The 22,712-nt window shown below is 72.0% G+C and carries 22 protein-coding genes and 1 pseudogene; 17 read left to right on the top strand and 6 right to left on the bottom strand.

Annotation, left to right across the window (positions count from 1 at the left end):
- Window positions 1-26 precede the first annotated feature (26 nt).
- Window positions 27-1,211, top strand: a pseudogene (locus ABEA93_RS07790) (M48 family metallopeptidase); the annotation flags it as partial.
- On the opposite strand, the gene ABEA93_RS42095 reads toward ABEA93_RS07790, so the two are convergent.
- Window positions 1,192-2,490 (bottom strand): glycosyltransferase 87 family protein, encoded by a 1,299-nt coding sequence (locus ABEA93_RS42095; RefSeq protein WP_425584865.1) that lies wholly within the window; start codon window positions 2,488-2,490, stop codon window positions 1,192-1,194. The pseudogene ABEA93_RS07790 and the gene ABEA93_RS42095 overlap by 20 nt on opposite strands.
- A 34-nt stretch (window positions 2,491-2,524) precedes the next feature.
- On the opposite strand from ABEA93_RS42095, the gene ABEA93_RS07780 reads away from it, so the two are divergent.
- Entirely contained in the window at window positions 2,525-3,721 is a 1,197-nt protein-coding gene (locus ABEA93_RS07780; RefSeq protein ID WP_345674569.1) for a glycosyltransferase family 4 protein, read from the top strand.
- Here the strand turns inward: ABEA93_RS07780 and ABEA93_RS07775 are convergent.
- Window positions 3,712-5,514: an AMP-dependent synthetase/ligase gene (locus tag ABEA93_RS07775; protein WP_345674568.1), complete on the bottom strand. Its 1,803-nt coding sequence runs from the start codon at window positions 5,512-5,514 to the stop codon at window positions 3,712-3,714. The two genes, ABEA93_RS07780 and ABEA93_RS07775, sit on opposite strands and share 10 nt — an antisense overlap.
- A 205-nt stretch (window positions 5,515-5,719) precedes the next feature.
- Here ABEA93_RS07775 and ABEA93_RS07770 point away from each other — a divergent pair, with 205 nt between their 5' ends.
- The 7 genes from ABEA93_RS07770 to ABEA93_RS07740 all read left to right on the top strand — a co-directional run bounded on the left by ABEA93_RS07770 (window position 5,720) and on the right by ABEA93_RS07740 (window position 11,604).
- Window positions 5,720-6,490 carry a metallophosphoesterase family protein gene (locus ABEA93_RS07770; RefSeq protein ID WP_345674567.1) on the top strand — a complete coding sequence of 257 codons (771 nt, stop codon included), beginning with the start codon at window positions 5,720-5,722 and terminating at the stop codon, window positions 6,488-6,490.
- A gap of 163 nt (window positions 6,491-6,653) precedes the next feature.
- Complete coding sequence (locus ABEA93_RS07765) at window positions 6,654-7,139, top strand: SRPBCC family protein (protein ID WP_345674566.1); 486 nt, start codon at window positions 6,654-6,656, stop codon at window positions 7,137-7,139.
- A gap of 25 nt (window positions 7,140-7,164) precedes the next feature.
- Window positions 7,165-8,388 (top strand): ArsA family ATPase, encoded by a 1,224-nt coding sequence (locus ABEA93_RS07760; RefSeq protein WP_345674565.1) that lies wholly within the window; start codon window positions 7,165-7,167, stop codon window positions 8,386-8,388.
- 102 nt (window positions 8,389-8,490) lie between these two features.
- Window positions 8,491-9,066: a DUF5304 family protein gene (locus ABEA93_RS07755; RefSeq protein ID WP_345674564.1), complete on the top strand. Its 576-nt coding sequence runs from the start codon at window positions 8,491-8,493 to the stop codon at window positions 9,064-9,066.
- Between the two features lie 89 nt (window positions 9,067-9,155).
- Window positions 9,156-10,094, top strand: a complete 939-nt coding sequence (locus ABEA93_RS07750) for an ROK family glucokinase (RefSeq protein WP_345674563.1) — start codon at window positions 9,156-9,158, stop codon at window positions 10,092-10,094.
- A gap of 101 nt (window positions 10,095-10,195) precedes the next feature.
- Window positions 10,196-10,981, top strand: coding sequence for a class I SAM-dependent methyltransferase (locus ABEA93_RS07745; RefSeq protein ID WP_345674562.1), 786 nt, complete (start codon window positions 10,196-10,198; stop codon window positions 10,979-10,981).
- Between the two features lie 35 nt (window positions 10,982-11,016).
- Window positions 11,017-11,604 carry a TetR/AcrR family transcriptional regulator gene (locus ABEA93_RS07740; protein WP_345674561.1) on the top strand — a complete coding sequence of 196 codons (588 nt, stop codon included), beginning with the start codon at window positions 11,017-11,019 and terminating at the stop codon, window positions 11,602-11,604.
- 225 nt (window positions 11,605-11,829) lie between these two features.
- Here ABEA93_RS07740 and ABEA93_RS07735 read toward each other — a convergent pair whose 3' ends face one another.
- On the bottom strand, window positions 11,830-12,342 hold the full coding sequence (locus ABEA93_RS07735; protein ID WP_345674560.1) for a hypothetical protein: 513 nt from the start codon (window positions 12,340-12,342) through the stop codon (window positions 11,830-11,832).
- Window positions 12,343-12,431: 89 nt separating this feature from the next.
- Here ABEA93_RS07735 and ABEA93_RS07730 point away from each other — a divergent pair, with 89 nt between their 5' ends.
- The 4 genes from ABEA93_RS07730 to ABEA93_RS07715 all read left to right on the top strand — a co-directional run bounded on the left by ABEA93_RS07730 (window position 12,432) and on the right by ABEA93_RS07715 (window position 15,400).
- Window positions 12,432-13,280 (top strand): helix-turn-helix domain-containing protein, encoded by an 849-nt coding sequence (locus tag ABEA93_RS07730; protein WP_345674559.1) that lies wholly within the window; start codon window positions 12,432-12,434, stop codon window positions 13,278-13,280.
- Window positions 13,259-13,456: a DUF397 domain-containing protein gene (locus ABEA93_RS07725; RefSeq protein ID WP_345674558.1), complete on the top strand. Its 198-nt coding sequence runs from the start codon at window positions 13,259-13,261 to the stop codon at window positions 13,454-13,456. The genes ABEA93_RS07730 and ABEA93_RS07725 overlap by 22 nt, the downstream gene beginning before the upstream one ends.
- 190 nt (window positions 13,457-13,646) lie before the next feature.
- Window positions 13,647-14,360: an endonuclease/exonuclease/phosphatase family protein gene (locus ABEA93_RS07720; RefSeq protein ID WP_345674557.1), complete on the top strand. Its 714-nt coding sequence runs from the start codon at window positions 13,647-13,649 to the stop codon at window positions 14,358-14,360.
- A gap of 44 nt (window positions 14,361-14,404) precedes the next feature.
- Window positions 14,405-15,400 carry a 2-hydroxyacid dehydrogenase gene (locus ABEA93_RS07715; protein WP_345674556.1) on the top strand — a complete coding sequence of 332 codons (996 nt, stop codon included), beginning with the start codon at window positions 14,405-14,407 and terminating at the stop codon, window positions 15,398-15,400.
- A gap of 30 nt (window positions 15,401-15,430) precedes the next feature.
- On the opposite strand, the gene ABEA93_RS07710 is transcribed toward ABEA93_RS07715, so the two are convergent.
- The gene (locus tag ABEA93_RS07710; RefSeq protein ID WP_345674555.1) at window positions 15,431-16,324 is read right to left on the bottom strand and encodes a hypothetical protein; all 894 of its coding nucleotides are present in this window, start codon (window positions 16,322-16,324) and stop codon (window positions 15,431-15,433) included.
- Between the two features lie 2 nt (window positions 16,325-16,326).
- The gene (locus ABEA93_RS07705) at window positions 16,327-17,208 is read right to left on the bottom strand and encodes an alpha/beta hydrolase (protein WP_345674554.1); all 882 of its coding nucleotides are present in this window, start codon (window positions 17,206-17,208) and stop codon (window positions 16,327-16,329) included.
- Between the two features lie 211 nt (window positions 17,209-17,419).
- Between ABEA93_RS07705 and ABEA93_RS07700 the strand changes: the two genes are divergently transcribed.
- The 4 genes from ABEA93_RS07700 (at window position 17,420) to ABEA93_RS07685 (ending at window position 21,195) form a co-directional block, all read left to right on the top strand.
- On the top strand, window positions 17,420-18,292 hold the full coding sequence (locus ABEA93_RS07700) for a lysophospholipid acyltransferase family protein (protein WP_345674626.1): 873 nt from the start codon (window positions 17,420-17,422) through the stop codon (window positions 18,290-18,292).
- Window positions 18,293-18,410: 118 nt separating this feature from the next.
- Window positions 18,411-19,565: a MacS family sensor histidine kinase gene (macS, locus tag ABEA93_RS07695; RefSeq protein WP_345674553.1), complete on the top strand. Its 1,155-nt coding sequence runs from the start codon at window positions 18,411-18,413 to the stop codon at window positions 19,563-19,565.
- 126 nt (window positions 19,566-19,691) lie between these two features.
- The gene (locus ABEA93_RS07690; RefSeq protein WP_345674552.1) at window positions 19,692-20,372 is read left to right on the top strand and encodes a response regulator; all 681 of its coding nucleotides are present in this window, start codon (window positions 19,692-19,694) and stop codon (window positions 20,370-20,372) included.
- Window positions 20,373-20,529: 157 nt separating this feature from the next.
- Window positions 20,530-21,195, top strand: a complete 666-nt coding sequence (locus tag ABEA93_RS07685; protein WP_345674551.1) for a Uma2 family endonuclease — start codon at window positions 20,530-20,532, stop codon at window positions 21,193-21,195.
- A gap of 9 nt (window positions 21,196-21,204) precedes the next feature.
- On the opposite strand, the gene glpK is transcribed toward ABEA93_RS07685, so the two are convergent.
- A complete protein-coding gene (gene glpK / locus ABEA93_RS07680; protein WP_345674550.1) occupies window positions 21,205-22,677 on the bottom strand; it encodes a glycerol kinase GlpK in 1,473 nt (490 codons plus the stop codon).
- Window positions 22,678-22,712 lie beyond the last annotated feature (35 nt).

Here is a 22,712-nt window from a genome sequence, read left to right as displayed (position 1 = left end):
GTGAGGATGCCCGGGGGAGGGAAGCGATGAGCGGGCAGCGGATCCTGGTGGTCTGCCTTGCCGTCACCGCGGCGGTGCTGCTGGTGGCGCTCGTCGTCACCACGCCGTGGCGGCCGCTGCCGAGCGTGCCGGGCGGCGCGGTGCATCCCGACGCGGCGCGGGACTTCTCCGCGGCGGAGATCGCCCGCGGACAGGCGTTGGCACGCGAGGCGCGGCCGCCCGCGTACCTGTCGATGGCCGCGTCGCTGGTGGTCACGCTGCTGCTCGGGCTGACCCCGCTCGGCGCCCGGATCGTCACGGGCGTGGCCCGCCCCTTCGGCGGCGGATGGGTGTGGCAGGTCGTGGTCGGCGGGCTCGTGCTGCTGCTGATCGGCCGGGCGGTGGCGCTGCCGTTCGACCTGCGCCTGGAATCCGTGCGCCGCCGCCACGGGCTGTCGGTGCAGGCGTGGGGCGGGTGGTGGCTCGACGCCGCGAAGGGCTTCGCGATGTCGGCCGGCGTCGTACTGGCCGTGCTGGTGGCGCTGTTCGCGCTGCTGCGGCACTGGCCGCGCGCCGCGTGGCCGATCGCTGCCGGGGCGGGTGCGCTGCTCGTGGTGGCGATGTCGTTCCTGTACCCGCTGCTCGTCGAGCCCGCGTTCAACCGCTTCCACTCCATGCCCGACGGCGAACTGCGCACCTCGCTCCTGCAACTGGCGGAGAAGGACGGCGTGCCGGTGCAGGACGTCCTGGTCGCCGACGCCTCCCGCCGCACGACCGCGCTGAACGCCTACGTCTCCGGCTTCGGTTCGACCCGGCGCATCGTGGTCTACGACACGACGCTGCGGTCCGCCACGCCGCGCGAGATCGAACTCGTCGCCGCACACGAACTCGGGCACGCCAAACGCCACGACGTCCTGTACGGCACCCTCATCGGCGCCGCGGGCGCCGCCGCGGGCCTGTGCCTGACCGGGCTGCTCATGGGCTGGCGTCCGCTGCTGCGCCGGGCCGGCGCGGACGCGGCCGCCGACCCGCGGGCGCTCGCGCTGCTGCTGGCCGTGGTGGCGGTGGTCGCGACGCTGTCCGGGCCGGTGCAGATGCTGGTCAGCCGCCGCATGGAAGCCCGCGCCGACGTGCACGCGCTCGACCTGACCCGTGACCCCGACGGCTTCATCGCGATGCAGAAGCGGCTCGCGCTGGCGAACCGTTCCAACCTCACACCGAATCCGGTTCTGCAGATCCTGTTCGGGTCGCATCCGGCGACGGCTGAGCGGATCGCGCTGGCGCGGGACTGGGCAAAGCTGCACGGGGTCCCGGAGGGGGCCACGCCGCCGCGCTGAACCCCGCCGGCCGGGCCGCGCGCCACAGCCGCATCGCCGACCACACGGCGGCGACGACCAGCAGGAAGTTCCGCAGCATCAGCACCGCGACCGCTTCCGGCTCGCCCGCCATCACCCAGCCGAACCACATCGGGAACTCCCACGTGGTGAACGGCACCGCGAGCAGGATCAGCGCGGCCACCGGCCGCTGCGTGGTCTCCCGGCGGGTCAGGCACACCGCGGCCAGGCCGACCAGCCACACCATGTACTGCGGGCTGAGGACCCGGCTGGTCACCACGAACAGCAGGACCGCGGTGAGCGCCGCATCGTACGGCGTCGCCTCGGTCCACCTGCGTGCCTTGACCCGCCACAGCAGCAGCCACGCGAACGACAGCGCGCTCGCGATCAGGCTGAGCGTGGAGAGCAGGCCGACGTACGGGCCGAGGAACTCGATCGACCCGTAGTTGAACTCGACCCGGCCGGACCAGCCGTGCGACCGCGCGATCTGCAGCGGCATCGCGAACACCGACTCGATCTCGATGCCGCGGTCGCGCTGCGCGGTGAGGAAGTCGAACGCCCCGGGCATCGCCGCGGCGAAGCCGAACACCACGACGGCACCGCCGAACAGCGTCCAGACCACCGCGTCACGGGTGCGGCGGCCGCGCGGCGTGCCCAGCAGCAGCAGGACCGGCCACACCTTCACCGCCGCGGCGACGCCGGCGAGCACCCCCGCGGTGCGGGTGCGTGTGGTCAGCAGCATGAGCGCGGCGACCGCGAGGGCGGTGACGAACAGGTCGTACCGCGACAGGATCGTCGGCCCCAGCAGCGGCACGCCGACGACCCACAGCATGGCGCCGTACGCGGACTTGCCGCGCAGGAGGAACGCGAACGCGACCGCGTCGGCGACGACCATCAGCACGAAGAACGCCTGCGTGTACGACCACCAGGACATCAGCCCCGGCAGCATCAGCACGCCCGCCGCGCCCGGCGGGTACTGCCACATCGTGTCGTCGACCGGGAACGTGCCGGTCTTGAGGACTTCGAACCACGAGAAGTAGGTGATCGACACGTCCTGCGTGACGATCGGATACGGGTTGTAGAGCACGCCGAGCGTGACCAGCAGCAGCCAGGCGCGCGACACCGCCCAAGCGGCGACGATGCTCCACTTGATCTCGCGGGCCATCTCGCGGGCCATGCTCTCCTCGGTCGCGTGAAATCATCGGGTCCTGATGGAACTGACGGAAACTGTGCGCACCACCCGGACCCTGATCGTCACGAACGACTTCCCGCCGCGTCCGGGCGGCATCCAGTCGTTCGTCCATTCGATGGCGTTGCGACTGCCGCGGGACAGTGTGGTGGTCTACACGTCGTCCTGGAAAGACAACCGGGAAGTCCGGGTGTTCGACGCCGCCCAGCCGTTCCCCGTGGTGCGCGACGCCACGCACATGATGGTGCCCAATCCTCGGGTGTTCCGTCGCGCAAAGGACATCGCACGCGCGGAAAAGTGCGACGCCGTATGGTTCGGCGCCGCGGCGCCGCTCGGGCTGATGGGTGTCGGGCTCCGTGCGGCAGGGGCCGCGCGGCTGGTGGCGACCACGCACGGGCACGAAGCCGGGTGGGCGCAACTGCCGGTGGCGCGGGGGCTGCTGCGCCGGATCGGCGACAGCGTGGACACGCTCACGTACCTCGGCGACTACACGCGGTCGAAGATCGCCCCGGTGCTGGCGCCGGACGCGGCCGCGCGCATGGTGCAGTTGCCGCCCGGTGTCGACGAGACGGTGTTCCGGCCCGGCGTGGGCGGGGCCGAGGTACGGGAACGCCTCGGGCTGGCCGGCCGTCCGGTCGTGGTGTGCGTGTCGCGGCTGGTCAAGCGCAAAGGCCAGGACGTGCTCGTCCAGGCCATGCCGGAGATCCTGCGCGCGGTGCCGGACGCGGCGCTGCTGATCGTGGGGGACGGGCCGTACCGCGGCGACCTGGAGAAGCTGGTCGACCGGGTCGGGGTGCGCAAGGCGGTGACGTTCACCGGCCCGGTGCCCTGGTCGGAGCTGCCCGCGCACCACGAGGCCGGCGACGTGTTCGCGATGCCGTGCCGGACCCGCCGCGGCGGGTTGGACGTCGAAGGCCTCGGCATCGTCTACCTGGAGGCGTCCGCGACCGGCCGCCCGGTGGTCGCCGGGCGTTCCGGCGGCGCGCCGGACGCGGTGCTGGACGGCGAGACCGGGTACGTCGTGGACGGACGCTCCCCGGCACAGGTGGCCCGCCGGGTGAGCGAGCTGCTGCTCGACCCGGTGGCCGCGAAAGCGATGGGCGAACGCGGCCGCCGGTGGGTCGAGGAGGCGTGGCGGTGGGACCTGCTGGCCGGGCGGCTGCGCGGGCTCCTGGGATATCCGGAGCAGCTCCCCGGCACGGCGCGGACTCAGCTGTAGATACCTTCGACGTCGTCCGCGAAGTCCTTCATGACCAGGTTGCGCTTGAGCTTGAGCGACGGCGTCAGGTGGCCGCTCTCCTCGGTGAAGTTGATCGCGAGGATGCGGAACTTCTTGACGCCCTCGGCACGCGACACGGCCTTGTTGCCCTCGTCGACCGCTTCCTGCACCGAGGCGATCAGGTCCGGGTCGTCGGCCAGTTCGGCGACGGTCGCGCCGGCGGGCTTGCCGTGGAGTTCCTTCCAGCGGGGGAAGGTCTCCGGGTCGATCGTCACCAGCGCGGCGACGAACGGGCGGGCGTCGCCGACCACCATGGCCTCGCTGATCAGCGAGTGCGCGCGGATGCGGTCCTCGATGACCGCCGGGGCGACGTTCTTGCCGCCCGCGGTCACCAGGATCTCCTTCTTGCGGCCGGTGACCGTCAGGTAGCCGTCGTCGTCGAGCTGCCCGAGGTCGCCGGTGCGGAACCAGCCGTCCTCGAACGCGTCCGCCGAGGCCGCCTCGTTGTGCCAGTAGCCGCCGAAGACGTTGACGCCCTTCAGCAGGATCTCGCCGTCGTCGGCGATCTTCACCGCGGAGTCCGGGATCGGGATGCCGACCGAGCCGACCCGCACCGCGGTGGTCGGGTTGAGCGTGGTGGCCGCGGTCGACTCGGTGAGGCCGTAGCCCTCCAGGATGGTCAGGCCGATGCCGCGGTAGAAGTGGCCGAGCCGGGCACCCAGCGGCGCGCCGCCGGACACCGAGAACTCGCAGCGGCCGCCGAGCGCGGCGCGGAGCTTGCCGTAGACGAGCTTGTCGAACATCGCGTGCTTGACGCGCAGGCCGAAACCCGGGCCGCTCTTGTCGAGCGACTCGCTGTACGCGATCGCGGTGTCCACGGCCTTGTGGAAGATCTTGCCCTTGCCGTCCGCCTCGGCCTTCGCCGTCGCGGTGTTGTAGACCTTCTCGAACACGCGCGGCACGGCCAGCACGAACGTCGGCTTGAACTCGGCCAGTTCGCCGGTGAGCTGGCGGATGTCCGGACAGTGCCCGGTGCGTACCCGGGCCTGCATGCAGATGACGTGCAGTTCGCGGCCGAGCACGTGGGCCAGCGGCAGGAACAGCAGGCACGACGGGTCCTGGACGCTGAACAGGTCGTCCAGCAGCGCGATCAGGTTGGTGGACGCGCCGTAGAAGTTGCGGTGCGTCAGGATGCAGCCCTTGGGGCGCCCGGTCGTGCCCGACGTGTAGATCAGCGTGGCCGGCGACTCGCCGGTCAGCGTCGCGCAGCGGTCCTCCACCGCGGAATCCGGCAGCTCCACGCCCGCCGCCGCCAGCGCGGCCTCGGCCGCCGGGCCGTCGCCCTCGTCCATCCGCCACACGTGCGCGAGGTCCGGCACCCGCTCGCGCACCGACGCGACCGTCGCCTCGTGCTGCGCCGACTCGACGATGCAGCCGACCGCGCCCGAGTCGGCGAGGATCCACTCGACCTGCTCGGCGGACGACGTCTCGTAGATCGGCACGGTGATCGCGCCCGCGCACCAGATCGCGAAGTCGAACAGGCACCACTCGTAGCGGGTCCGCGACATCAGGGCCACCCGGTCGCCGGGCTCGATGCCGGACGCGATGAGGCCCTTCGCCGCCGCGTACACCTGCGCGAGGAACTCCACCGACGTGACGTCCTGCCACCGGCCGTCCACCTTGCGGGCGAGCACCGCGGCCTGCGGGGCCTCGGCTGCGTTCGTCCGGAGGATGTCGGTCAGGTTGCCGTCGGCGGGTACGTCGGCCAGGGCGGGGACGCTGAACTCGCGCACGGACTGCTCCTTGTTGGCGGGTTGCCGGTGGTCGGGCAGACGTTACTGGCAAGTAGGGTCGGAGTGACAGGGGTCTTTCCGATCCTGTGCGGTGTGTCACCCCGGTGGTCCCGGCCTTGCCGTGCGTTTCGTCTTTCCGTGCTCCCGAGAGTAGGGCACCCGACGCGCGTCCCGGCCGTCCGGCGCCCGCCGGTACGCTGCGAGGATGCGGGTCCATGTGGTGAGCGACGTACACGGCGAGGCCGAAGCACTCGCCCGGGCGGGGGACGGCGCCGACGCGCTCGTGTGCCTGGGCGACCTCATCCTGTTCATCGACTACCACGACCTGACCCAGGGCATCTTCCCCGAGCTGTTCGGCCGCGACAACGCCGAGCACTTGGTCGGTCTGCGCACCGCGCGGCGCTTCGACGAGGCCCGGACCTTCTCCCGCGCGCTGTGGGCGTCGCTCGACAGCGACCCGCAGGAGGCGATCGAGCGCGCGGTGCGCCGCCAGTACAGCGACCTGTTCGCGGCGTTCCCCGATCCCACCTATCTGACGTACGGCAATGTCGACCTCCCCGGGCTGTGGAAGGACTACGTGCGGGACGGCGTCACCGTCCTCGACGGGCAGACCGCGGACATCGGCGGACGCCGCTTCGGCTTCGTCGGCGGCGGGCTGCGCACGCCGATGCACACGCCGTACGAGATCTCCGACGAGGACTACGCGGCCAAGGTCGCCGCGCTCGGCGAGGTCGACGTGCTCTGCTGCCACATTCCGCCGGCCGTGCCGGAACTGACGTACGACGTGGTCGCGCGCCGTTTCGAACGCGGCAGCGAAGCCGTCCTGGAGGCCATCCGGGCGACCCAGCCGGACTACATGCTGTTCGGACACGTGCACCAGCCGCTGGCCCGCCGGATGCGGATCGGGAAGACCGAGTGCATCAATGTGGGGCACTTCCAGGCCACCGGGCGGCCGTTCGCGCTCACCTGGGACTGACGCCGCGGGGGGCCGCTGCGTATCCCGGGTATCCCCGGCCTCGCGCCGCGCGGGCGGTCGCCGCCACGGGACAAGCTCGGCGCAGTAGGCTGCGGACGGAAACCGCAGCGTCCCCACCCGGAGCGGCGCGCAGGGTTGAAGGCTTCCCGGAGGGCTGCTGACGATGGCGGAACGGACCAGATCGACGATCACGATCGACGCCACCCCGGCCGAGGTCATGGCCGTCATCGCGGGCTTCGCCGAGTACCCGGACTGGACCGGCGAGGTCAAGAAGGCGGAAGTCCTGGAGAAGGACGACGCGATCGGCCGCGGCACCCGCGTCCGCTTCCTCCTCGACGCCGGCCCGATCAAGGACGAGCACGTGCTCGCCTACACATGGGACGGCGACCGCGAGGTGCGCTGGACGCTGGTGACCAGCCAGATGCTCACGTCCCTGGACGGCTGCTACGCGCTCGCCCCGCACGGCACCGGCACCGAGGTCACCTACGAGCTCCGCGTCGACGTCAAGATCCCGATGCTCGGCATGATCAAGCGCAAGGCCGAGAAGGTCATCATCGACCGGGCCTTGTCCGGGCTGAAGAAGCGCGTGGAGCAGGTGCCGCCGGCGGCGGGGTCGGGTTCGGGCAACGCGTCGGGCAAGACGCTCTGACGGAGCGGTCGGGGGTGTGGGCGGTATGACCCGCGTAGTGCTGGTGACCGGCCTCGGCGGCGCCGGCCGGACGACGGTGGCCGCGGCCACCGCCCTCGCCGCGGCGCGGTCCGGCGCCCGCGTGCTGCTGCTGGCCGCGGACGGCACCGCGGACGCCGACACGGTGCTCGGCACCGGACTCGGCGACGTGCCGCGGGAGATCGCCCTGGACGGCGAACCCGAGGCGGCATCGGGGCTTTTCGCCGCACGCGTGGACGTCCAGGACGAATTCCAGCGCGAGTTCCTCGCCGTGCAGGACACCGTGGGCGGCCTGCTCGGCCTTATCGGCGTCGATCCGCTCGACCCGGAGGAGATCGTCGCGGTGCCGGGCGCGGTCGACGCGCTCGCCCTGCGGGTGCTGGCCCGGCATGCGGAATCCGATGCGTGGGACACCATCGTCGTCGACCTGCCGCCGGTGGACCGTGCGGCGGTCGCGCTCGCGTTGCCGGAGGCCCTGTCCCGCTACGTCGACCGGCTGCTGCCGGTGGAACGCCAGGCCGCGCGGGCCCTGCGGCCGATGCTGGCCGCGGTGGCGGGCGTGCCGATGCCCGACGACTGGGTGTACGCGACCGCCCGCCGGGTGGTGGCGGAACTCGACGCGGTCCGGGCGCTGTTGGACGCGCCGGGGACCGGGATCCGGTTCGTCACCCGGGCGGGTGCGGTGGCCGCGGCGTCCGACCGGCGCGCGGCGGCGGCGCTGGCGCTGTTCGGGCGGCGGGTGGAAGACGTGGTCGTGAACGGCGTGCGGGAAGCGGCAGACGGCGGCGGCTCGGCGGGGTCCGCCTCGTCGCCGGGCGAGCGTGTGACGGCGTTGCGCGAGCTGTACCCCGAAGCCGCCGTGCACAGCTTGGCCGCATCGGCCGACGAGCCGATCGGCCCTGGGCGGCTGGCCGGACTCGGCGTGCCGGGAGTGCGGACGGTCGCCGAGCCGGGCGCGGACGACCTGCCGCCCGGCGCGGTCCGCGACGTGTTCGAGGTGGAGACGGACGGCGAGTACTTCGTCCTGGTGGTGCCGCTGCCGGGTGCCGAACGCGGTGACCTCGACCTGCTGCGGCGCGGCGACGAACTGGTGGTCACGGTGGGCGCGGTCCGGCGGCTCATTCCGCTGCCGTCGGCGCTGCGGCGCTGCACGGTGCAGGGGGCGGGGCTGCGCGGCGGGACGCTGCGGGTGCGGTTCCTGCCGGATCCGGCCGTGTGGATGCGGTCGTAGGGTGCCGCGGCGGGGGCTGTCTGCGGCCGTTTGCGGGGCTCTCGCCTGCGGTGTTCGACCTTCCGGGGCGGGCACGGGAGAATACGACGGGTGGAGCCTTCGATGAGGACGCCGGACGGAAACGACGGAGACCCCGGCCCGGAGGGGCGTGGGGCGGACGAGGCGCGTGAGACCCCGGGTGTGTCGGTGGGCGGTGCCGACGTGTGGGCGGACGTGGCCGATGCGGTCGCGGACCCGCTCGGCCCGCAGGCCGGGGGGCCGGCGCCGGGCGACGCGGCCGACGGTGGCGACGCGGGGGTGAAGGCCCCCGGCGCCGCGGGTGAGCGCGACGAGGCCGCAGCGGGTGACGACTCCGGCGGCGGCGCGGCCCCGGGTCCCGACGCGGACGCCGCAGGGGAGTCCGACCGGTCCGACCAATCCGACCATGCCGACCGTGCCGACTCCGCCGAGCGGCTGGCCGAGGAGGCGCGGCGGTTCGCCGAAGCCGTGGCCGGGAAGCTGGGCGGTGTGCGGCAGCGCGTCGTCGATCCGCTGCTCGAACGGCACCCGGAGGCGGCCGCGCACCTGTCCGCGGCGGGGTCGGAACTGCTGGCCGCGTACCGGGCGTTCGTGACCGACAAGGAACGCCGCTGGGCATCCCGTCCGGCGCCGACGCAGCGCGTCGACCTGGACGACTGACCGGGCGCGGGGGCACGCACGCCGGCTCCGGCCGGGCCCCTTTCTTCTTCCTTTCCCTCTCCGACCACTCCCCCGAGGACGAGCAGCACATGGCATTGACGATCGGCATCGACATCGGCGGTACCAAGATCCTCGCGGGCGTCGTCGACATGGGCGGCATCGTCCTGGACCAGGTCAAGGTGCCGACACCGGGCGACCCCGACGCGATGGCCGAGGCGATCGGCGGTGTCATCCGCCGACTCCGCGACCAGCACGACGTGACCGCGGTCGGCATCGGCGCGGCCGGGTTCATCCATGCGGACCGGGCCACGGTGATCTTCTCCGCGAACGTCGCCGCGTGGGTGAACGAGCCGCTGCGCGACCGCATCGAGGCGCTCGCGGGCCTGCCGGTCGTGGTGGAGAACGACGCCAACACCGCGGCGTGGGCGGAGGTCCGGTTCGGTGCCGCGTCCGGGCACGAGGACGTGGTGTGCCTGACGGTCGGCACCGGGATCGGCGGCGCGATCGTGCAGGGCGGCAACCTGGTCCGCGGCCGCCACGGGATCGCGGGGGAGCCCGGCCACATGAGGGTCGTCCCGGACGGCCTGCCGTGCGGGTGCGGCAACAACGGCTGCTGGGAGCAGTACGCGAGCGGCAACGCGCTCACCCGCTATGCGCGCGAACGCGCCGCGGGCGAGCCGGAGGCCGCCGAGAAGCTCCTCGCTCTCGGCGACGGCACCGCGGACGGCATCCGCGGCCCGCACGTCACCCAGGCCGCGCGGCTCGGCGACCCGGTGGCGTTGGCCGCGTTCACCGACGTCGGCGAATGGCTCGGCCAAGGCATGGCCGACCTGGCCGCGATGCTCGACCCGAGCGCGTTCGTGCTGGGCGGCGGGGTGTCCGAGGCCGGGGAGTTGCTGCTGCGGCCGACGTTGACGGCCTACCACCGCGTCCTGACGCGGGGGCACCGCCCGGCGGCGGACATCCTGGTGGCGACCCTCGGTCCGGAGGCGGGACTGGTCGGGGCGGCCGACCTGGCACGGCGGTAGAGCACCCCGTACGGCTCGGGGTGGTCGAGTGGGCGGCTGCCCACTAAGGTGGGCGGATGCCCACTCCTTCCTCGCGCCCGGAATCACACCACGCTCGGCGGATGGCCGAGTCGTTCGGCGCCGACGCGTGCCGCTACGACGAGGCTCGGCCCGCGTATCCCGACGCGCTGGTGGAGCGGATCCTTGCCGGTGCCGGTGCCGGTGCCGGTGCCGGTGTCGGTGCCGCGGCCGACGTGCTCGACATCGGCTGTGGGACCGGGATCGCGGCGCGGCAGTTTCAGGCGGCCGGGTGCGCGGTGCTCGGGGTGGATCCCGACGTGCGGATGGCCGAGTTCGCGCAAGGTCGCGGGCTGCCCGTCGAGGTGGGCACGTTCGAGGCGTGGGATCCGGCCGGGCGGACGTTCGACGTGGTGATCGCGGCTCAGTCGTGGCACTGGGTGGACCCCGCGGTCGGCGCGGCGAAGGCGGCCCGGGTGCTGCGGCCCGGCGGTCGGCTGGCGGTCTTCGGGCACGTGTACGAACCACCCGAGCCGATCGCCGAAGCGTTCGCGGCGGCCTACCTGCGCGCGGTGCCCGACTCTCCGTTCGCCGGCCAGCCGGCCCGTCGCCCGATCGAGGCCTACGAGGCGGCGTACGCCGCGTTCGGCGACGGCATCGCCGCCGCCGGAGGGTTCGCGGCGCCCGAGCAGTGGCGGTTCGACTGGGAACGGACCTACACCCGCGACCAATGGCTGAACCTGCTGCCGACCACGGGCGGGCTCACCGGGCTCGCGCCTGCCGTGCTCGCCGGGATCCTGGCCGCCGTCGGCGCCGCCATCGACTCCCTGGGCGGGTGCTTCACGCTCGAACACACCACCCTTGCCACCACCGCGCTGTGGGCGACCTGAACAATGGGGGGCCGACCGTACGAAAGGACGAGCGGGTGCCGACTGGAGTGCATCTCCGCGACGCGCGGCAGCAGTTGTTCGACGCCGCCGAGCGCGTCCTGCTGCGCGACGGCCCGAAGGGGCTGACCAGCCGCGCGGTCACCGACGAGGCAGGCTGCGCGAAGGGCGTCCTGCACCGCCACTTCGCCGACTTCGACGACTTCCTGGCCGCACTCGTCCTCGACCGCGCTGCCGGACTCGACACCCAGGCGGCAGAGCTCCGCGCCGCGGTCGGCACCGGGACCGTGGCGGACAACCTCGCCGACGCCCTCACCGGCCTCTTCGGCCCCGTGCCGCTCGCGATCATCCCGCTGATCACCTTCCGTGACGAACTCCGCACCAGGCTCCGCGCATCGACCCCGGGCGGCGGCATGGCGATCCTCGGCCAGGCGACCACCGCGATCACCGCCTACCTCGCCGACGAACGCTCCGCCGGCCGTATCGCTCCCGATACGGACATCGACTCGCTCACGCTGTCGTTGGTCGGCGGAGGGCACCTCCTGCTGGCCTCCGCACCGGACCCATCACCGGCCGCCATCCACAAGTTCGTGAGCGCCACCATCGGACCGACGCTGCGCACCTGACGTGGTCGGGCCGAGCCGGCGGTGGCGCGGCCACGAGCGTCGTCACGTCCTATGCGGATCGGCGCGTGAGTGGACCCGCCTCCCAAGCCTGGGCGCAGCCTTGCTTCCGTCGGTCGTCGGGGCCGACGTTGTCTCCCAGGATTCACTTTGCGGAAAGCGATTCAGCGCGGGTGGAGCGCGGACGCCGCGACCACATTCTCCGGCTCTGCCCGGAAGCGTTGGAGATCAGGGTTCGTCGTCACCGGCGCCGTCGGTGCGCAGCTCGCGGTGCGCCGCGGCTTCCGCTGCCCACCGCGCGCGGACGGCGTTGGCGGCGCGTTCGAAGTCATCGGGTGAAATGGCGAAGTGCGGGACGATCCACCAGGCTTGTCCGTAGTCGACCTCCCGCCGGGCGCAGCGACGTCGTGCCGTGTCGACGAGGGGTGCGGCGGACAGGACCGTTCCGTAGCTGGCCAGTCGGGCGAGCACGATGAAGCCGAAGTTCCGTGCGTAGTCGTCGGCGCGCTGCAAGGCGGTGCCGGCGTGCCGGGCGTCGACTCCCCACGCGACGATGCGTACTTTGACGGCATAGCCGATGCCGTGGGGGTCGGCCGGGTGGACGCCCGCGTCCACGACGGGGGTCAGGTCGATGTACGGCCTTACGAGCGGCGCCGGTTCGGCCGCCGAGACCTGTGTTGCCGGGCCGCTGCTCGTTGTTGCTGCCACGCCGGTGCCTTCCCCTGCGAGTCGGTTGGTCACGTTCCGTACTCACACACTGACCGGATGGCCCTACTCTTGGGAGTGACGCACCTGTACCAGGGGGCCTTGGTAATGACGGAGGCGATCAAGTGCATTTCCAGGCAAGCGCGTTAACCCCAGGGCTTTCGCCGCGCCACGCCTACGGCGCGATGATCCGACTGCATCGGGAAGCCGCGAACATGTCCCCGGCGGCGCTCGGCGACATCATCGGCTACAGCCGCGTGCAGGTATCGCGCCTGGAGACCGCACAGCGCAGCATTCCGCCGGACCTGCCGCCCAAGCTGGACGCGGCGTTCGGCACCGGCGGACTTTTCGTGATGCTGTACGAGCTGGTCAAGAACGACGTCTTCCCGGACTTCGTCCGCCGGTTCATGGACCTTGAAGCCAAGGCCGTTCGGATGCGGAAGTACGAAGCGGCAACCGTTCCGGGTCTCCTGCAAACGCGGGAGTACGCCCTTGCGCTGCTGCGCGCCGGGCAGATCAACGCCACTGACGAGAAGATCAACGAGGACCTTGACGCGCGGATGCGTCGACAGATCGTGCTGGCAAGGCAGTTGCCGCCGCACCTGTTGATCTTGCTGGACGAGGCAGTGCTGCGGCGGCCCGTGGGTGGTGCCCGCGTGATGGCGAAGCAACTTGCCCACCTGTTGACCGTCGGCAAGAGCCCACGAGTCCTTGTGCAAGTGGTCCCGTTCAGCCACGGTGCGCACGGAATCATGGGCGGATCCATGACACTCCTCACGATGGACGACAACAGGCAGTACGCCTATCTCGAAGGCAGTCACACCGGGCAACTCATCGAAGATGTAAGCACGGTGGCCGACTACGAGCTGTCGTACGATCTGCTGCGCGCCAGCGCGCTGACGCGGGATGCGTCGGCGGCCATGATCCGCGCGGCTCAAGAGGAGTACGAAGCATGCGAAACGCCCCCCACGTGAACGGCGCAGCATGGCGCCGCAGCACGTATAGCAACGCCCAGGGCGGCGACTGCGTCGAGGTCGCCGACGGTGTTCCCGGCGCAGTCCCGGTGCGTGACAGCAAAGACGTGCAGCGCGGCTGCCTGACCGTCCCGTTGTCGTCGTGGACGGCACTCACCGCCGCGCTCAAGCACTGACACCGACCCTTTGCCGAGCGCGGCGCCGCCCGTCGGCGGCGCCGCGCAACACGTTGGATCTACTCGCTTCACCGGCAGCGATCGGGCGCCGAGGCGGTCTCCCGGGCGTGGTCGAGCCCGCCTGCCGATTCCCGTCCTCCTTCCGCGCGTCCCCGGTCTCCTTCCGTCCCTCGCGCGGCACCATGGCTGCATGGCCACCCCACCCTCCGTCGAGTTGCGGGTCCTCTCCTACAACGTCAGGTCGCTGCGGGACGACCGGAGGTTGGTGGCGCGCATCGTGCGGTGGTGTGCGGCGGATGTGGTGCTGCTCCAGGAGGCGCCGCGGTTTCTGCTGCCGAAGACGCAGGCGGCGTGGCTGGCGCGGGCCTGCGGGCTGCATGTGGTCGGCGGCGGGGCCGCCGCGACCGGACCGCTGATCCTGGCGACGCTCGGGGTGAAGGTGCTCGAGACGCGGAACGTGCTGCTGCCGCGCACACCCGGCTACCACCAGCGTGGGATCGCGCTGGCCCGGCTGCAGGTCGACGGGGTGCGGTTCGCCGTGGGAAGCACGCATCTCAGCCTCGACGGGGACGAGCGGCGGAGGCAGGCCGACTTGGTCCTCACTCATCTGGCCGATCTCGGGGAGGAGCACCGCATCCTCGCCGGGGACATGAACGAGCACCCCGGCCACCCGGCCTGGGACCACCTGGCCGCCCGGCTCGACGACGCCTACGCCGCCGCCCCCTGGGGCCGCGAGTTCACCTCGCCGCACCGGAATCCGTGGCGGCGGATCGACGGCATCTTCGTGTCGTCGGAGATCGAGGTGGTGCGGTGCGGCGTCCCGGACGCCTTCACCGACGCGGAGTACGAGGCCGCCACCGACCACCGCCCCGTACTCGCCGTCCTGCGCCTCCCCGCCGGATAACCGACCATAGGCGGACCGGACAAAACCACCGAAAGGCCCGCCGCATGGAGATCCTCGCCTACGGTGTCGCCAGCTACGAGCGTCCCCTGCTCGCCAAGGCGTTCGACGGCCGGCACGACCTGCGGTGCCTCGACGTCGACCTCGACGCCGACACCGCCGTCCTCGCCGACGGCTACGAGATCGTCTCCACCAACGTCAACTCCCGCGTCGACGCCGACGTCCTGCGCCGGATCGCGGACGGCGGCACCAAGCTCGTCACCCAGCGCTCCACCGGCTTCAACAACATCGACCTCGACGCCGCCGCCCGCCGCGGCATCACCGTCATGCGCGTCGCGCGCTACTCGCCGCACTCCGTCGCCGAGTTCGCCTGGGCGCTCGCCCAAGCCGTCAACCGCCGCATCCCGCGCGCCGTCATCCGCACCCGCGACTTCGACTTCCGGCTCGACGGGCTCCTCGGCCGCGACATGCACGGCAAGACCGTCGGCGTCGTCGGCACCGGCAAGATCGGCGAGGTCTTCACGCGGATCGCGCACGGCCACGGCTGCCGCCTCGTCGGCTGGGACATCGCCGAGAACCCCGCCTGCCGCGCGCTCGGCATGGAGTACGTCGACCTCCCGGACCTGCTGGCGCAGTCCGACGTGGTCAGCCTGCACGTCCCGCTCACCCCCGACACCCACCACCTCGTCGACGGCGCCGCACTCGACCTCATGCGCGAGGAAGCCCTGCTGGTCAACACCAGCCGCGGCGGCCTGATCGACAGCTTCGCGCTGGTCGCCGCGCTGCGCCGCGGGCTGCTCGGCGGGGTCGCGCTGGACGTCTACGAGGAGGAAGAGCACTTCTTCTACCGCGACCTGTCCGACCGGGTCGTCACCGACGACGTGCTTGCCCGGCTGATGACCTACCCGAACGTGCTGGTCACGTCGCACCAGGCGTTCTTCACCCGTGAAGCGGTCGACCAGATCCTGGGCACCACCGTGCGCAACGTCGACGACTACCTCGCGGGGAAGACCACCGAGAACACGCTGACCGAGCCCCGCTGACCGAGCCCCGCCGTCCGAGCCCCCCGGCTCTCACACCACCGCGCCGTCGTCCGGGTCGTCCTCGTCGTGGTCCCGGCGCAGCCGCGAGACCAGGGCGATGAAGCCCGCGCCGCAGGTGGCGATGGCCAGGAACGTCGTCCACTCGCCGATCGGCCGGCCGAGCATGACCACCGCGATCAGGAACAGCGGCCCGCCGAGCAGCGCGACCCACGCGACCTTGGTCGCCAAGTCGGTCTTGGGCAGCGGCGGCGGGGGCGGGGGGACGAAGTGGTCTTCCGGGTCTTCGTCGAGTTCCTCCGGTTCGGCGTCCTCGGGCTTCTCGTCGGCCGGGGACCAGTCGCGCGGGCCGGGCGTCGCCAGGCCGACCCGGAACGAGCCGTCGCCGCCGCGCGTCACCTTGCTCTGCTTGCGGCCGGTGTCGCCCGGGTCGACGTCCTCGGCCACCGGCCAGCGCGGCACCGGATCGGCGACCTCGGTGTCGAATCCGGCGACGATCTGCGCCCAGAGTTCGTCCTCGTCGGGACCGGCGTCGGGGGAGGGGGCGTCGTCGGGAGCCGTCTCGGCCGCTTTGGCCTCGCCGTCCGCCGTGTCGTCGCCGTCGGTCCGGGACGGACCGGACGCGCCCGGCGTACCGGAAACACCGGAGCCGCCCGAGGCACTGGCCGCGCTTGCGGCGCCCGCGGCCCCGGCCGCCTCCTCCAGCTCCGCGGCCTCGCGGCGGGCCCGCAGCAGCGCGCGCGCCCGCGACGTCGCCGCCGCGTCGACCCAGAGCCGCAGGAGCTCCGGCTCGTCGTCGAGCGGCGTGACGTACGCCGCGACGCCCTCGGCCCGCAACGCGCCGAGCATGTCCTCGGCGAACTCCGGCGAGAGGTCGGTCAGGGGCTTGTACGACTCCGCGTCGAGCCCGTTGCCGCGTCCTGGCACTCTCAGTCCTTCGCGTCGTCCCTGCCGTCGCCTGCGGTGGCCGTGCCGGACGGTTCCGGCGCACCGGAATGCCCGGCGTCGTCCGGGGCGTCCGGGGCGTCGGTGTCCTCCGCGCCGGCTTTGCCGTCCGAGCTGTCCAACGCGGTGAGACGGCGGACGAATTCCAGGCTGCCCGAGAAGATCCGCTCGGCGTCGTTGTCCAGCGTGGCCACGTGGTAGCTGTCCGCCAGCACCTCGGTCGTCACATCCGTGGACGATATGCGCGCCAGCACGGTCTCCGCGTTGGCCGGCGCCACGACGTGGTCCTGCGGGCTGCGGAACAGCAGCACCGGCTGCGTCACCTGCGGGAGCCCGGCCAGCACCAGCGGCCACAGCTTCGCCAGCGAGTGCAGCGGCTTGAGCGGCATCCGCGCGTACGCCAGCTCGGTGGCGCCTTCCTTGCGGATGTCCGACCCGATGCCGGGCAGCGACGCCACCAGGTGCTTGAGCACCGGCAGTGCCTTCAACCGCGGATCGTCCGCGTGCACGGACGGGTTCACCAGCACCAGCCCGGCGATGTCCGCACCGCGCTGCTCGGCCAGCCGCAGCGCGAGCGTGCCGCCCATCGACAGGCCGCCGACGAACACGTGGTCGCAGCGGGCGCGCAGGGCGTCGAACGCGCGGTCGAGTTCCGCGTACCAGTCCGGCCACGTGGTCAGCTGCATGTCCTGCCAGCGCGTGCCGTGCCCGGGGAGCAGCGGCACCGACACGGTCAGGCCGGCCTCCGCGAGGTGCTCGGCCCACGGACGCATCGACTGCGGCGTCCCGGTGAAGCCGTGGCTCAACAGGAAGCCGATACGGCCTCCGTCGTGCCGATACGGCTCGGCGCCAGGCAGGATCGACACCGGGCGGCTCCTTCCGCTTCCCACGGGACTTCCCACCGGACGGTTCGTGGACGTGTTGGGGACGTGCTCATCAGGGCCGGGCCCACGGGCATGGTCCCACGCGCGTGCGCACACCGTACAGCCGCGTACGCCCGGCCAGGCGACGCACGACCGGGGAGTGCCTTAGGGTTCGACTCGGTTCCCGAGGAGGTCACGGTTGTTCTACCGGCTGATGAAGGCCATCATCGGCCCCCTGCTGCGGATTTTCTTCCGCCCCGACGTCCAGGGGCGCGAGAACGTACCGGAGCGCGGGCCGGCGATCCTGGCGAGCAACCACCTGTCCTTCTCGGACTCCTTCTTCCTGCCCGCGATGCTGCCGCGCCGGGTCACCTTCCTCGCGAAGATGGACTACTTCACCGGGCGCGGCGTCAAGGGACGGCTGACCGCGGCGTTCTTCAAGGGCGTCGGCCAGCTGCCCGTGGACCGCACCGGCGGCTCGGCGAGCGAGGCCGCGCTGAACGCCGGACTGAAGGTGCTCGGGCAGGGGCACCTGCTGGGCATCTACCCGGAGGGCACGCGCTCGCCCGACGGGCGGCTGTACCGCGGCAAGACCGGTATCGCGCGGATGGCGCTGGAGTCCGGCGCCCCGGTCGTCCCGGTCGTCATGATCGACACCGAGAAGATCCAGCCGCCCGGCAAGGTCATCCCGAAGATCATGCGCGTCGGCATCAAGATCGGTGAGCCGCTCGACTTCTCGCGCTACGAGGGCATGGAGGACGACCGGTTCATCCTGCGCTCGATCACCGACGAGATCGTCTACGCGCTGATGGAGCTGTCCGGCCAGGAGTACGTCGACGTGTACGCGGCCGACGCCAAGAAGGCCGCCACGGAAGCCCGCAAGCAGGTCGCCGCCGCGGAGAAGGCCGAACGCGCCGAAGAGAAGGCCGAACGCGCCGAAGTCCAGCGCATAGAGGCGGAGATCGCGGCGGAGAAGGCCGCGCAGGAAGCGCAGGCCGCGGAGGAAGAGCCGACGGAGGACGCCGAGCCCGCGCGCCGCGGGATCTTCGCCAAGCTGCGCCGCCGCCGCAGCGACGGCTCCGACTGAGACGGCTCCGACTGAGACGGGTTCGACCCGGGCCGATGTCCCGGCCTGAGACGCCTCTGCCCGACCGCGCCGCTGCCTCGTACCATCGACGCGCCGGACAGGCCGGGGGAGGTACGCAGTGTCGATCGAACAGCCGTTGTGGCGCGCGTTGTCGGTGTTCCGGTTCCTCGCGCTCGGATACGCCTTCGCGCAGTTCATCGGCGTCTCCGGCCAATACCGCTACCCGCTCGGCGGCTGGGCGGTCCTCATCGTGCTGCTGCTGTGGACGGCCTTCACCGCCTACGCCTTCGAAAAGCCCGAGATGCGCGGCTGGCCGATCCTCGGCGTCGACCTCGCACTGGCCGTCGGCAGCGTGCTGGCCACCCGGTGGCTCGACGACATAGCGCGCGTCCACGAAGGCGCGCTGACCCTGCCGACGGTGTGGTCGTCGGCGCCCGTCCTCGCATGGGCGGTCAAGGGCGGCTGGCCGACGGGGGCGATCGCGGCGCTGGCCACCGGCGCCGCGAACATCGCGGAGCGCGGTGCCATAGCGCAGAGCAACGCCCACAACATCGTGCTGATGATGCTCGCCGCCACCGCGATCGGCTACGTCGTCGAACTCGCCCGCGCCAGCGAACGCGCCCTCGCCCGGGCCCTCCAGCTCGAAGCCGCCACCCGCGAACGCGAACGCCTCGCCCGCGACATCCACGACAGCGTGCTGCAGGTGCTCGCCCTCGTGCAGCGGCGCGGCGCGGAAATCGGCGGCGAGGCGGCCGAACTGGGGCGGCTCGCCGGCGAGCAGGAAGTCGCCCTGCGGCAGCTCATCTCCGACGCGCCGGCCGAACTCGAAGACGTCGACCTGCCGGGCTCCGGCGCAGGCGGCGAGGCGGCGCGCGCCGACCTGCGCACGCTGATCGGCCGGTTCGCGGGCGCCCGGGTCACCGTGGCGTCGCCCGGGACCCCGGTGCTGCTGCCCATGCCGGTGGCGCGGGAGATCGCGGCGGCGACGTCGGCGGCGCTCGACAACGTGTGGCGGCACGCGGGCGACGAGGCGCGGGCGTGGATCCTGCTGGAGGACGAGCCCGACGAGATCATCGTCAGCGTGCGCGACGACGGGCCGGGCATCCCCGCCGGACGGCTCGAAGAAGCACGCACCGCCGGGCGGTTGGGCGTCTCGCAGTCCATCGAAGGCCGGTTGCGCGATGTCGGCGGGACGGCGTTCCTGACCTCGGTCCCCGGACAGGGCACCGAGGTCGAACTGCGGCTGCCGCGCCCGGCGGCCGCCGTACGGTAGCCGGTTCCGCTAGGTTCGTCGCGGGCCCAACTGCCTTGACGATGCGTCAGCATCCGTCGCTGTGAGAAGACTTCCGACCGGTCGGCGGCCGTGCCGACCGCAACGCATCCCGCGAGGTGTCCCGCGATGACCGAGACCGCACCGGACAAGCCCCCGATCCGGGTGCTCGTGGTCGACGACCACCCGATGTGGCGCGACTCGGTGGCCCGCGACCTCGCCGCGGCCGGATACGACGTCGTCGCCACCGCGGGCGACGGGCCCGAGGCGGTCCGCCGCGCCAAGGCGACCGCGCCCAACGTCGTCGTCCTCGACCTCAATCTGCCCAAGCTCAGCGGCGACGAGGTGGCGCGCGAACTCGTCAAGAACGACCCGTCGGTGCGGATCCTCGTGCTGTCCGCGAGCGGCGAGCAGGAAGACGTCCTCGAAGCCGTCAAGGCCGGCGCGACCGGCTACCTCGTCAAGTCCGCCAGCGCCGCGGAACTCCTCGACGCCGTGGCCCGCACCGCCCAAGGCGACGCGGTCTTCACCCCCGGCCTCGCCGGCCTCGTCCTCGGCGAATTCCGCCGCATCGCCACCAACCCCGCCCCGGCCGGCACCCGCGAACCCGCCGCCCCGCGCCTCACCGACCGCGAAACCGAAGTCCTCCGCCTGGTCGCCAAGGGCCTGTCCTACAAGCAGATCGCGGAGCGCCTGGTCCTGTCCCACCGCACGGTCCAGAACCACGTCCAGAACACCCTGAACAAGCTCCAGCTCCACAACCGCGTGGAGCTGGTGCGCTATGCGATCGAGCGCGGACTGGACGACTAGTTGTTCTTCGAACGCGCGTGTTATCGAACTGTGATGCACTCTGTAGTGTGACGGTCACGCAAAGGCGCCGTCCGGGGTGTAGATCTGCGGAATCGTCTGCCTCGTCCGAAGCGCATGCGATGCTGGAAACCCGGATCGGAGGGTGCAGGTGAGTGTCATGACCGCAAGCAAGGCAAGCGATGCCGAAGCCCGCGGAGAGACCCTCGAATACCACGATGGTCCGTTGATCGACGACCGCGTGGGTCCGCCGGGTGGTCGTCTCGAAGGCCACCTGGGTTCGTGGACCGTCGACGAGCTTCTCGACCGCAACCAGCACGACAGGCGCTCCCGCATCGAGCTGGTAGGCGGTGCCCTCATCGTGTCTCCTTCGCCGTCGTGGCTGCACCAGGTTGCTTCGTTCGAGCTGACTGTGCAGATCAAGTCCGGTATCCGCGCCGCGAAATCGCCGTTCGGGATCGCCGAAGCGGTCAACGTGCGGACGGCCGACGAACTCTTCATCCCCGACATCGTGGTGGCGGACGCCGAAGCCGTGCGCAATGGGCCGGTGGCCGTGTCCATGGAAGACGTGTTGCTCATCGTGGAGATCGTCTCGCCGAGCAACGCCATGGTCGATAGGCACCTGAAGCCTGGTGCCTATGCCGAACTCGGCCTAGAGCACTACTGGCGTTTGGAGCCTGCGACCGCAACCCCGGAGTTGATCGTGCACACGCTTGCGGGCGGCGCCTACAAGGAGACAGGCCGGGTATCGGGGACTGCTGAGATCCCGGTCGGCGAGCACTTCGTCGTGCAGGTCGACGTGCCTGCGCTCCTGGGCCTCGACTGACGGATCGACCTAGACCGCCCAGCCCTTCGCCTTCTCCACCGCCAGGCGCCACTTGTCGTAGGCGTGGTCGTCGCGGTGGCCCGGGGTGAATTCGGCGTCGAGTTGCCAGGTGGTGGCGATTTCTTCGGGAGTGGACCAGAGGCCCGTGCCGAGGCCGGCGAGGAAGGCGGCGCCGAGGGCAGTGGTTTCGCGGACCTTGGGCCGGGCCACCACGGCGCCGAGCTGGTCGGCTTGCATGCGGCACAGGAGGTCGTTCTCGGAGGCGCCGCCGTCGACCTTGAGGCACCGCAGGTCGAGGCCCGCGTCGGAGGTCATGACGTCGACGACGTCGCGGACCTCGAAGGCGATGGCTTCGAGGGTCGCGCGGACCAGGTGGGCGCGGGTGGTGCCGCGGGTGATGCCGAGGATGGTGCCGCGGGCGGTCGGATCCCAGTCGGGCGCGCCCAGGCCGGTGAGCGCCGGGACGAAGACGACTCCGCCGGAGTCGGGGACGGTGCGCGCGATCGGCTCGGTCTCGGCGGCCTTGCCGATGATGCCCAGGCCGTCGCGCAGCCACTGGACGGCCGCGCCCGTCACGAAGATCGAGCCTTCGAGGGCATAGGTGAGCTTCCCGTCGGGTGCGCCCCACGCCACCGTGGTCAGCAGCCCGGCCGATGAACGCACCGGCTCCGCGCCGGTGTTGATGAGCACGAACGAGCCCGTGCCGTAGGTGCACTTCACATCGCCGGGGGCATGGCACGCCTGCCCGAACAGCGCCGCCTGCTGGTCGCCCGCGATGCCCGCGATCGGCAGGTCGAGGCCGAGGAACGTGTCCGGGTCGGTCCGGGCGACGGTCCCGTACGACGGCACCACGCGCGGCAGCGCCGCCATCGGCACGCCGAACAGCGCGCACAGTTCCTCGGACCACGCGCCCGCGGTGATGTCGAACAGCAGCGTCCGCGAGGCGTTCGACGCGTCGGTGACGTGCTCGCGGCCCGCCGTCATCCGCGCCACCAGGTAGGAGTCGACGGTGCCGACCGCGACCCGCCCGGCCTCGACCTCCCGCCACACCGCCGGATCGTGCTCGGCCAGCCAGGCCAGCTTCGTCGCGGTGAAGTACGGGTCCAGCCGCAGCCCGGTCAGCTCCGCGACCCGCGGCTCGTGCCCCTGCCCGGCCAGTGTGCGGCACACCTCCGCCGACCGCCGGTCCTGCCACACGATCGCCCGCCGCGGCGACGCCAGGGTGCGCCGGTTCCACAGCACCGCGGTCTCGCGCTGGTTGGTGATGCCGACCGCGGTCGGCCGCCGCCCCGCGCCCGCGAGCGCTTCACGGCACGCCTGGAGCGCGGCCTGCCAGATCTCCTCCGGCTGGTGCTCGACCCGGCCCGGCTCGGGGAAGTGCTGCTGGAACTCCTGGTACCCGCGTGCCAGAACCCCGCCGTCCTCGGCCACCACCAGGGCCGTCACCCCGGTGGTTCCGGCATCGATCGCAAGCACAGTCATGACGAGCACCTTAGGGGTGCCGGGCCCCCGGCACA

This window comes from Yinghuangia aomiensis, from assembly GCF_039542225.1.
In the GTDB taxonomy this organism is placed as follows: Bacteria; Actinomycetota; Actinomycetes; order Streptomycetales; family Streptomycetaceae; genus Yinghuangia; species Yinghuangia aomiensis.
The sequence above is the reverse complement of the archived record's forward strand: the minus strand, read 5'-3'. Positions and strand labels throughout refer to the sequence as shown.